At 39.4% G+C, this 11,709-nt stretch carries 8 protein-coding genes; 5 read left to right on the top strand and 3 right to left on the bottom strand.

The window, feature by feature from the left end; translation table 11 throughout:
• A partial coding sequence (locus RMY31_RS32225; RefSeq protein WP_409879036.1) for a DUF6748 domain-containing protein occupies positions 1-663 on the bottom strand: 663 nt, incomplete at its 3' end.
• 340 nt (positions 664-1,003) lie between these two features.
• On the opposite strand from RMY31_RS32225, the gene RMY31_RS32220 reads away from it, so the two are divergent.
• The 5 genes from RMY31_RS32220 (at position 1,004) to RMY31_RS32200 (ending at position 11,103) form a co-directional block, all read left to right on the top strand.
• Positions 1,004-3,037, top strand: coding sequence for a pentapeptide repeat-containing protein (locus tag RMY31_RS32220; protein ID WP_409879034.1), 2,034 nt, complete (start codon positions 1,004-1,006; stop codon positions 3,035-3,037).
• A gap of 120 nt (positions 3,038-3,157) precedes the next feature.
• Positions 3,158-4,519, top strand: coding sequence for a pentapeptide repeat-containing protein (locus tag RMY31_RS32215; protein ID WP_322657095.1), 1,362 nt, complete (start codon positions 3,158-3,160; stop codon positions 4,517-4,519).
• Positions 4,520-4,522: 3 nt separating this feature from the next.
• Positions 4,523-6,751, top strand: coding sequence for an NACHT domain-containing protein (locus tag RMY31_RS32210; protein ID WP_322657096.1), 2,229 nt, complete (start codon positions 4,523-4,525; stop codon positions 6,749-6,751).
• 83 nt (positions 6,752-6,834) lie between these two features.
• Positions 6,835-8,235, top strand: a complete 1,401-nt coding sequence (locus tag RMY31_RS32205; protein ID WP_322657097.1) for an AAA-like domain-containing protein — start codon at positions 6,835-6,837, stop codon at positions 8,233-8,235.
• Between the two features lie 87 nt (positions 8,236-8,322).
• On the top strand, positions 8,323-11,103 hold the full coding sequence (locus RMY31_RS32200) for an AAA-like domain-containing protein (RefSeq protein WP_409879031.1): 2,781 nt from the start codon (positions 8,323-8,325) through the stop codon (positions 11,101-11,103).
• 130 nt (positions 11,104-11,233) lie between these two features.
• Here the strand turns inward: RMY31_RS32200 and RMY31_RS32195 are convergent, their stop codons facing one another.
• Positions 11,234-11,410, bottom strand: coding sequence for a hypothetical protein (locus tag RMY31_RS32195; RefSeq protein ID WP_409879030.1), 177 nt, complete (start codon positions 11,408-11,410; stop codon positions 11,234-11,236).
• 62 nt (positions 11,411-11,472) lie between these two features.
• The coding region (locus RMY31_RS32190; protein WP_409879027.1) for an N-acetyltransferase family protein at positions 11,473-11,709 on the bottom strand (237 nt) is incomplete at its 5' end.

The following is an 11,709-nucleotide window of genomic DNA, read 5'->3' as shown; positions in this document are numbered from 1 at the left end:
AATCAAACCTTTACCAAAAATTTCGCTTGTTGCTGCGTCAAGTTGTTTTTGCGTTGCACCCGTTTGACTCAAATCGATTGACGAGACTTGAGAAATCCTCGGTTTATTCAAAACCAGTTGATTTGTGGAGAAACAAGGAGTAGTGATACAGCGAATGCCATTGTCTTTTAATCCCACAAAAGTACCTTTTGCTGGGGCAGCTGTAGCGGCATAGAAGGCTTCTTTTACTCTCAAATTCCCAAACTCACCGAATCCGGGAAATGTCACTGGCACTATGTTACCTCTAAGGAGCAGACGGCTACCATCATCATTTTGGATTTTTGCCAGTTCTGATGGTGATACTTTTAAGGAACTCCAATCAATTGCAGACACATAGCATTCTGAGCGAAAAACCCCATCAACGCAAGGAGTAGCTTTCAAGTTAACTTGCTTGATGAAATATCCCCCGCATATTGGAGAAGCGCATCTGCGTAAATCCCTTCGCACTGTGTAATATCCCCACTGCGGAAACTCTTGATTCTCGACAGTAACACCAACAGAATCAGTAGTTTGTGGAGCAGAAATGTCTTGAGCCGATACTTTAAAGAAAAATCCGTTGCTAACTATTATTGCACCTAATAAAGGAATAATTGAGAATTTGTAGTTAAATGATTGTTTGTTCATGGTAACTTTCGATTTGATTTGAGGGTTTGATACTTTGATTAAGAGTAGAGTTTCTCTTCAAACCTGACAAAATACCTATACTCTCAGATATTAGTCAACAAGTTAAGTTAAAGTGCTAGAATTTTTACACTACTGGCAATAGGTTAAAAAAACCTCACGGAAAACCTTAAAAGGATTTTAAGGACTTATTGTTCTAAGCGATCGCCCAAGCGCAGAAATTCACTACAGCCGCAATAGCTTCCGTTTGTTTACCCTTCATGACAAAAACTTGTGCTACACTCCGTAAAAGCGCATACTCAAGCTGTATCTAGCTTCAACCCTTGCTTTCACTAGCCCTGCCATGCCCCAAGACTTCTCACACCAGAATCTCAGAGGTCGTTCATTTAAAGGTCAAGACTTGGCTGGGGCTAACTTTAGTTATGCAGATATTCGAGGAGTAGATTTTACCGGGGCTAATTTGAGGGACGCTAACTTTAATCATGCTCAGGCTGGGCTAAGGTGGGGTGGATTAATAGCTTTATTAACTACTGCATTATTGTTTGCAATACTAGCAGGTTTATTTTTACCCTACTTCACTATTGACACCATATCTTTGCTTACTACCAACAAAGACCCAATTGGAGTGTTGGTATTGGTAATATTAGGGTTCTTTTTTAGTTACTTATTTATCCGTCAAGGCTTGTTTGTTGCCGCAGTAGCTATAGCTTTGTTAGCAACTTTTAGCAGAATGATGCCTTTTGCAACTAGCATAGTAGCTATTTTAGTTTTAACTGTAGCAGTAACTATAGCTGCGGCTGTAGGTAAAAAAGCTGTAAATATCACATCGGTATCATCAGCAATTGCAGCTTTATATTTTCCTGTAGCCGCTGGGAAAACGCAACCAGAATTATTAGCTGTGGTTATGATTGTAACTATAGCAGAGGTTGCATTATCAGTTTTCATAAGCCGACAAGCTCTAGCAGGAGAGCAAAAGTATGACTTGATTCGGACTTTTGCAATCTTATTTGGGATCGGCGATGGAACTCGTTTTCAAGAGAGTGACTTAACAGATGCGAATTTTACTGGGGCAACGCTTAAGAGTGTAAATCTTTTAAAAGCTAATATGACTCGTACTTGTTGGTTTAATGTCAAAAAGTTTGATATTGCTCGTTTTGACAATACTTATCTGGAACAGCCACCAGTACGAAAGCTAGTCACGACAAGACTTGGACAAGCTCAAAATTTTGACCATCAAAACCTGCGGGGAGTTAATTTACTAGGAGCAAACTTAGTAGATGCCAGTTTCATCGGTGCAGACTTGAGCCACGCCAACCTCCAAGACGCAGATTTGACCAGAGCCAAGCTAGTACAAACCCAACTGGACGGCACAGACTTTACAGGCGCGACTCTTACTGGTGCATACATCGAAGATTGGAATATTACCACTGACACCAAATTTAATGGAGTACGCTGCAAATACGTTTATATGCGCCTGCCCACCCCTGATAACCCAGACCCGCACCGCAAACCTGACAATCGCCAAGAAGTGTTTGCTGACGGTGAGTTTGGGGATTTTATTAAGCCAATCTTCGACACGCTCGACCTCTACCATAACCAAGGCGTTGACCCCAGAGCGATCGCCATCTCGTTCAAGCGGTTGGCAGAGAATAACCCCGACGCAGATTTGCGGATTGTAGGCATGGAAGTAAGGGGTGAGAATAAGTTTTTGCTCCGTGCTAATACCGCGATCGCAGCAGATAAGTCCCAACTGAGTGCCGAGTATTTTGCAACGTATAATCAGCTAAAAGCCTTGGCAGAGCAAGAAGTTAAAGCACTCATTGCCGAAAAGGATAGCAGAATTACTGATTTACAGAATATGGTAGTTACAGCACTACAGCGCCCCAGCTTTTATTCAAACGTTGAACAGGTAGGTTTTATGAGTAATAATCCAGGCGGATTTTCAGTTGGTGGTTCAGTTGGCGGCGATATCAACAATGTGCAAGGTGAGAATAATCAACAAAGGGTGAGTAACAAAACCTCCAACTTCAACCTGCAAAATGCTCAATTCGGTGGCGGTCTAGTCAATGCCGAAACTGTAAACGCCCAACAAATCGGCGGCAACATCACCAACTACAACCCCGAACAAAAGCAGAACCTCGCCCAAGCCGCAGCAGAAATTCAGCAGATGCTTAACCAATTAGGTCAGACATACCCCACTGCAACTACCTCACAGAAAATGAGTGTTGTAGCTAGGGCTGTGGATGAGATTGAAAGTAACCCAACATTGAAAGCACGGGTGATTGGTGCGTTGAAGGCTGGGGGAACGGAAGCATTTAAGGAATTAATCGACCATCCTTTAGTGAATATTCTGTTGGCCTCAATTGATGGGTGGTAGGAGGCGGAGTAGTTTGTTAGCGACAGGTAAGCAGAGGGGTTAGCTGGTTCACTAGTATTGATTATTGTGTTATGTACAAGTAAAGCAAGAGCCGTTTTCTCTTTCTAAATGATGATACAAGTGAGTAACCTCAAATTTACTAATCAAGATTTAAGAAATCGCTCCTTTAAAGGTCAAAACCTTACAGGTGCAGATTTTAGCAATTGTAATATTCAAGGTTGTGATTTTAGTTCAACTATATTAGTAGAAGCTAATTTTGAAAAAGTTAAAGCAGGACGGACTACTAAACAACTTATAAATTTTACTTTTATCAATGGAAGCTTACTTACATTATTAATGTTTGATAGTAGTGATTTTGCATTTAGTTGGCAAAAAGCTTTGATTGAACACAGCTATAACAAGGTTGAGATTGTTGCATTAAGTATTAGTTCTATTATTTGGTTTTTAATTATTGGTTATATCTCAATAAAATTTATTGATAGCTTCAAAAAATCAGCGACTGGAACTTATTTCAACAAAGCAAATTTAACTAATTCAAAATTTACTGATGCAGTTCTTAAGGGAACTGATTTTTCAGATGCAATATTAACTTATGTTGATTGGAATAGAGCAAACCTAGGCACAAATATATCTGAAGCTAAGTTTTCAATCGATCCTAAAATTATAAGATTATGTGCGAGTCGGAATGGTAAAAATAAAGATTATTGTGATATGGATCTGAGTAATCTTAATTTAGTAGGAGTAGACTTGACTAATGCTAATTTAGGTGGAGCGGATCTAAGTAGGAGTTTGTTACACAAAGCTAATCTCCAATATTCTAACTTATCTGAAGCACAAGCAATTGCTACGGATTTTTATAAAGCTACTTTAACTGGAGTCTGTATTAAAAATTGGGGGATTAGTCCTGATACAAATTTTACAGATGTTCAATGTGATTATGTATATCTTGAACTAGATCATAAAGAAAGAAGACCCCATAACGGTTCTTTTAAAACAGGTGAATTTAATGATGTATTTCAAAAAACTTTCGAGACTATTGATCTAATTTTCCGCAATGGTATTGATTGGGATGCTTTTGCGTACTCCTTCAAAAAAGTAGAAGTCGAAAACCAAGGCGCACAATTGGATGTCCAAAGTATTGAGAAGAAAGGCGATGGCGTTATTTTAGTCAGAGTAGCTGTTGCCCCTGATGCAGACAAAGCCAAAATCGAGAGCGAGTTCATGCAGGGATATGAATTTGCGGTTAAAGCATTGGAAGCACAGTACCAAGGTAGGCTGGAAGATAAAGAGAAAATAATCAACCAGCTATTTTCCACAATTAACCAGCAAAATAAGTTACTAGCTCAAACTGGTGATAAAGTCTCAATTTACTACCAACCTAACTCACAGTTTGCTGGTGGCATAGTGGATGCTACCAGTGTTGATGCACAGCAAATCGGTGGTAACATTCAAAACAACGACACTGAAGACTTCCCAAGATGACCCATGTCAGACCCTCAAGACCCGAAGCAAGTCAATAACAACGACTTAAGCAATGCCCAGTTTGGTGGTGGGTTTATAAATGCTGAGAATGTAAACGCTCAGAGAATTGGCGGCGATATCTGGAATTTTTTCTTAGGACAGCAGACGACACCAGTAGGAAATCCTGCTCGACCAAAGAATGAAAGGATACTATTAGCGGCAGTTAAGGAAGAAGTGACTGCACGGTTAAGGCAATCTCTCCACAATGCTGTGTTGATTAATTTAGGTAAAGAGTCGCAACCGCAACAGGTAAAACGCCCTTGGGATGCAGAAATAAAAATTGGTTTAAAGCCAGCTGAACCTCTCCCAGACACGACAACAATTTTAGAAATTTTTGATTCCCAAGAAGTTGCAGGGAAGCTGTTAATATTGGGTGCGCCAGGGTCAGGTAAAACCACCACACAATTAGAACTGGCTCAAGAATTAATTAAACGTGCCGAAAAACAGCCTGATTATCCCGTTCCTGTTTTATTCAACTTGTCTTCTTGGAAAGACGACCACCAATCTATAGCTGAATGGTTGGTGGCAGAACTCAAATCTAAGTATGGTGTTTCAAAAAAGCTTGGCAAAGAGTGGGTAAATAATCAACAATTATTACCATTACTGGACAGTCTAGATGAAATTGAGCCACAGCGTCAAGAGCTTTGCGTTCACAAAATTAATCATTTTTTAAATGCTGAGAATAGACCACATTATTTAGTTGTTTGTAGTCGAATTGAGGAATATGGTAACTACAATACTCAATTACAACTTAACTGTGCTATCTACTTGCAACCTTTAACAAATAATCAGATTTATAATTATCTAATCGCTATCCAATATCCAGAACTTTGGGATACAATTCATAGTGATTTAGATTTGTTAGAGTTAGTTAAAACTCCCTTATTACTTAGCATTACTGTTTTAGTATCTCATGAGATATCTGTTGAAGAATGGCAACATTTGAACTCTACAGCAGATAGGATCCAGTATTTGCTAGATGCCTATATAGGGCAAATGTTGATACGGAACATTAATAGTAGAACATATTTAAACAACAAACATCCTAATGCTAAACAAACGCGAATATGGCTGATTTGGTTTGCTCAACAAATGCAGCAAGAATCGAAAACAGAGTTTTTGATTGAAGAAATGCAACCTAGTCTATTAAAAGATAAAATTTCTAAAATTATTTATAGTTTAATTATCTGGGAAGTTATACAAACACTAGTTTCTGTATTGATTATTGGGATGATTTATTGGCTAATTGCCATGTTGATTATTAGCATAAAGAAGGGTGTGATTGTTGGGCTGAATTATTGGTTGGAACATGGATTGGTTGTTGGATTGAAGTATGGACTGATTATTGGACTGCTTGTTGGAATTATTAATGGATTATTTGGTGAATCAATAGATATAAAAATCGATAAGATTACTTTAATTAGGCTTAAATTTTTAAATATAAAAATTATAAAATGGCTAATTTATGGAGTAATAATTGGTCTATTATTTGGGCTGATTGACAAGTCAGTGCCAATTTTGAAAACGAATTTAGAGCCATTTTCCGGATTAATATATGGATTAATTTTTGGGATAATATCAGGGCTAATAGGGGATAAAATTAAAACGATTGAAGCTCTAGTTTTTTCTTTTAAAAATTTTCTAATGGGTTTCATATTTGGATTAATTATAGGTTCAATTTTTGGAAAATTTGGACTGGTTTTTACTAATAACATTGAAAGACTTTTACAGCAAAATTTTTTAGTAAATATTGTAATAGTTTTTGGGTTAATTTTTGGACTAGTTTACTGTTTTCGAGGTATAGAAATTGAAAATAAAATTATTTCTAATCAAGGTGTTTGGCAATCAGCTAAAAATACTGTAAAATTATCAACATTTGTTTTTCTACTTTCTGCAATACTAATATTTTTAATTCAACAAATTCTACATACCAATAATAGTTTAATTTTTAGCTTAGTATCGGGATTATTTTTGGCATTATTGGTAGGGATACCTAGAAGTGGAACACCCGTGATTAAACACTTCACCCTACGCCTCATCCTCTACTTCAACGGCTACATCCCCTGGAACTACGCCCGTTTCCTCGACTACTGCACCGAGCGATTATTCCTCCAGCGCGTCGGTGGCCGCTATCGCTTCATCCACAAACTGCTGCAAGACCACTTTGCCCAAATGGAGTTCAAGCGAGATTAAGAAAGAATTTGCATTTGTTGACCTAAAAAACAATGGTGATATTATTTACAACAATATCGCTTAAACCTGCTCAAGCCTAACCCATGCCGGACTCACAAAAGCCAAAGCAAGTCAACAACGACTTACGCAATGCCCAATTTGGCGGCGGGTTAATCAATGCCGATACAGTGAATGCTGGGCGAGTTGGCGGCGATATCTACAATATTCACCTTGGGCAGCAGACGGTAGCATCGGATAACTCAGCCCAGTCACAGAATCAACGACAGCGATCGCTCTTTGAAAAAGATTCACTTGAAAAAGCATACACCCTGCAAAGCCAAAAAGTAGCAAGCATAAGAACCTCATGGGTGATTGAAACAGACCCATCACGCAAGTTTCAATACGAACAGCAGCTTCAGCTAGAAGAACGCACACTCAGAGAGATTGCTGACAAATTGGATGCAGTTGAACGGCAGTTGCAAGCTAACGAAAACTCTGAACTAGATGCAGGTGCAGACATATATATCGAACGTCCGCCCATTGAAGACAAATGCTACAACGCAATTGTGCAACCAGGGGCGTTAATCCGTATCAAAGCCCCTCAGAGAATGGGCAAAACTCTTTTGCTAGAGAAAATATTAGACCATGCTAGAGCGCAGGATTATCAAACAGCAAAGCTCGATTTGAAACTAGCTGATGCTGACATTCTGGCTAATCTAAAAACATTCTTGCAATGGCTGTGCGTTGATGTTGCTGATAGCCTGGAATTAGAACCCCAGCTAGACAAACACTGGCAAGAAGTGTTTGGACTCAACAAAAACTGTACCCGCTATTTTCAAAAATATTTACTATCGGTTACAGATACACCCTTAGTTCTAGCAATAGATAACTTTGAGCGACTGTTTAATTATCCAGATATTTTCCCTCAATTCTGCTTATTGCTACGTGGATGGTATGAAGCAGCCAAGCAAGGTAACAAGATTGGTAACATCTGGAAGAAACTGCGCCTTGTAATGGTTCACTCTACTGAATCTTATCCTTCCCTCGACACAAATCACTCCCCATTTAATGTTGGGTTGGCCATTGAGTTACCTGAATTTAACGAGCAACAAGTATTAGACCTTTCCAAACAACAAGGTTTAGATACGCTTGGAGAACAGGGCTTAAATGGGTTGATGGGGATGGTTGGTGGACATCCTTATCTGGCTTTCCAGGCGATCGCTCACCTGGAAAGCCAGCAGACGACGTTAGAAGAACTGTTGAGGCTTGCACCAACAGAGCAGGGAATTTTCAGCGACCACCTGCGACAACAACTGTGGTATTTACAACATAATCCTCAGCTTGAGATAGGGTATAAAAGAGTAGTGATGAATGAAATACCTGTCAGGCTAGATACTGAAATTGCATTTAAATTGCACAGCTTGGGGTTAGTGAAACTTGTTAGTAATGATTGTGTTCCTAGTTATGATTTGTATCGTCAGTATTTCTCAACTCGTTTGGAGTAGGTAAATCGTGGTTGACCAGTACATATTTTCTGGAAGTCTACCTGAAAATGCCAGCACCTACGTCACGAGAGAAGCTGATGCACAGTTTTGTATGAAGGATTGAAGGCAGGAAAGTTTTGTTACGTATTGAATTCGCGTCAAAGTGGTAAGTCTAGTTTGCGTGTGCGGACTATGCAGAGATTGAGAGAGGAAGGTGTACAGTGTGCTGCCGTAGACTTATCCGCTGGCGGAATTCAGAATGTCCCGCCCGAACAATGGTATGCAGATTTAATTGATACACTCATTGATACTTTTGAGCTAGATGTAGACTTTGGTGATTGGTGGGAGGCAAATCAGTTAAACTCACTAGTAACACGATTTCGGAAGTTTTTGGAAGAGATATTACTTGTTGAAGTTAGAGAAAATATCGTAATTTTTATTGATGAAATCGATAGCGTACTCAGTTTAAATTTTCCTACAGATGACTTTTTTGCGTTGATTCGTGCTTGCTATAACAAGCGAGTTGATAACCCGGAATTATTACGTCTCACTTTTTGTTTGTTGGGGGTTGCATCACCGAGTAATTTGATTGAGGATAAACAGCGCACTCCGTTTAATATTGGTCAGGCTATTTCTCTCAAGGGTTTTCAAATCCATGAAGCTGAACCATTAGAGAAGGGTCTACGTGGTAAATTAAATAATCCCCAAGTGATAATGCAGGAGATTTTGCAGTGGACGGGGGGGCAACCATTTCTGACTCAAAAATTGTGTCAGTTCATGGTAGAGGAATCTGAGCAACAAACCCCTCATTTAGTAGAACAAGTTGTCAAGTCACGGATTATCGAAAATTGGGAATCACAAGATGAACCTGAACATTTACGGACGATACGCGATCGCGTTATCAATAATCAGCAGCGTGCAGTAAGACTGTTGGGGCTTTATCAAGAAATTTTGGAAAAAGGAGAAATAGTAGAAAACAATAGTCAGGAACAAGTAGAATTAGGACTATCTGGCTTGGTAGTAAAACAACAAGGAAGCCTAAAAATTTATAACTGTATTTACGATTCGGTCTTTAATCAAAAATGGGTTGAGCAAGAATTAACTAAATTACGACCATACTCTGAGGCTTTATTAGCATGGCATAATTCAAATTGTAACGATCAATCGTGGTTGTTGCGAGGAAAAGCATTAAGAGATGCTTTTCAATGGAAGGGAAACAGAAGTTTAAGCGATCTCGATTATCATTTCCTAGTAGCTAGTCAAGAAGCTGAATTAGCCGGTCAAGAAGTTGAACTGTCATATTTGAGACTACTCGAACAAACAAAATCAGAACTGGAAAAGAGTGAATTGCGCTATCATTTATTAGCTGAAGCCATTCCCCAATTAATTTGGACAATTGATACAAAAGGAGTATTCATTTATATTAATCAACGTTGGCTTGTTTACACTGGGCTAACACTTGCACAAGTGCAAAATGAAGGCTGGCAAGCTGTAATTCATCCAGATGATATGCACTGGTTAGATCACAATTGGGCAATAGCTCGACAGGACAGTATTTCCTATCAAGCAGAAGTGCGAATGCGTCGAGCAGATGGCGCATATCGCTGGCATTTAATTTTGTGTATATCAGTAAAAGATATACAAGAGCGTGTAGTAAATTGGGTTGGTAGTTGTACAGATATTAATGATCGAAAAGAATTGGAAATAGAACGTACTCGTATTTTGCAATTAGAACAAGTAGCCCGTAATGAAGCTGAAACAGCCAACCGCCTTAAAGATGAATTCTTGGCAATTCTCTCACATGAGTTGCATTTACCTCTCAATCCCATACTCGGCTGGTCAAGGTTATTGCAAATTAAAAAACTAGATGAAGCTCAAACTGCCTCAGCTTTGGCTAGCATTGAGCGTAATGCTAAGTTACAAAATCATTTGATTGAAAGCTTACTAGATGTTTCTCGTTTTATGCAAGGTAAGCTACATCTGAACGTAAAACCTGTAGACTTACAAAAAATAATTGAAGTATCTTTAGATACAATACATTTGGCAGCAGAAGCTAAATCTATCCAAATCCAAACAAGCATTAATTTTGATTTAGGTCAAGTTTTAGGTGATTTTGACCGCTTACACCAGGTTGTATCGGAACTACTTAATAATGCCATAAAGTTTACACCGTATCCTGGAAGGATAGAAGTTACCTTAAAACAGGTTGCTTCTGATGCAGTAATTCAAATCAGTGATATAGGTGTAGGTATTAGCCCGGAGTTCATAAGCCATTTATTTGAATACTTCCGTCAACAAGATAGCAGCACTACTAGAAAATTTGGTGGACTAGGGCTGGGTTTAGCAAGAGTTCGTCATATAGTAGAGTTGCATGGCGGTAGTGTAATAGGAGATAGTCAAGGAGAAGGGCTAGGAGCAACTTTTACTGTCACGCTACCGCTGATACCAGCCCCCTTGCAATCGCATACAGACAAATCTCAGTCCCAACTGGTTACAACGTTAGAGAGGGTTAAGGTGTTAATTGTGGATGATGATGTTGACACACGAGAATTTATTGCATTTTTGTTAGAACACCAGGGAGCAATAGTCACCATCGCCGCCTCAACCCAGGAAGCACTAGCATTAATTCTACAATTTCAGCCAGATATATTACTAACTGATATAGCAATCCCAGGAATGGATGGTTATAACCTAATTCGTCAAATTAGAGCTATACCACCACGGCAAGGAGGACAAATTCCTGCTATCGCCCTTACTGCTTATGTTGGAAACACAGATAAAGAGCAGATAATAGCAGCAGGCTTTCAAGAATACATTACAAAGCCAGTAGAGCCAGAGGAGTTAGTAAGATTGATTATACAATTGTTATCCACGCAAAATTCACATTAGTATAGAAAGCGATCACTCCAGCCTTACTCACTTATTCCCCCATTCACACTTGCGCTTCCCAAGATTCTATATGAGCCTTCCGTTCCCTCCAGTCCGACATGACACAAAAGTAATTGCAGATTATTGCTGCTCATTCTGCTTTCCAATTCACCAGCATCCCATCCATACAGACGATACCCCACTGCGGACACTTCGCCACCAGTTTCTTGATAAAAATCCTCAAAGCAGGGTCATCAGCCCAACACTCCATCAGAAACTCAACCCCAGGATTTTCGCGCCATTGTTCCGCCATCTTCAGTTTTTCCATACGCCAGGGACTTGCCTTTAATCTCTGAGCGATACCTGCGGTGGGCTTTGCCTACGTCTGACTTAGCCTTCATAGGCAAACACCAAAAACCTCGTATCTTCATGCGTGAACTCTGCCATCTGGCACATCCCCATCTTTCGATGAGCGCGAATGGATGGTTCATTATGAGCTTTGATAAACAGTATTCCTTGACGCTGTGGCAAGAAGTTTTTTAACTTAGCAAACATTGCCTTTGCGATACCTTGACCTCGCATGGTTTCCTCAACGCAGACGGGGCCATACAAATAAGCGTCTTTATT

Source organism: Dendronalium sp. ChiSLP03b (assembly GCF_034531165.2).
GTDB classification, from domain to species: Bacteria; Cyanobacteriota; Cyanobacteriia; order Cyanobacteriales; family Nostocaceae; genus Dendronalium; species Dendronalium minutum.
The sequence above is the reverse complement of the archived record's forward strand: the minus strand, read 5'-3'. Positions and strand labels throughout refer to the sequence as shown.

Bases quoted from the DNA above. Each gene is read 5' to 3' on its own strand.
- RMY31_RS32220 (WP_409879034.1), top strand. From the start codon at position 1,004: ATGCCCCAAGACTTCTCACACCAGAATCTCAGAGGTCGTTCATTTAAA.
- RMY31_RS32210 (WP_322657096.1), top strand. From the start codon at position 4,523: ATGTCAGACCCTCAAGACCCGAAGCAAGTCAATAACAACGACTTAAGC.
- RMY31_RS32205 (WP_322657097.1), top strand. From the start codon at position 6,835: ATGCCGGACTCACAAAAGCCAAAGCAAGTCAACAACGACTTACGCAAT.
- RMY31_RS32195 (WP_409879030.1), bottom strand. From the start codon at position 11,410: ATGGAAAAACTGAAGATGGCGGAACAATGGCGCGAAAATCCTGGGGTT.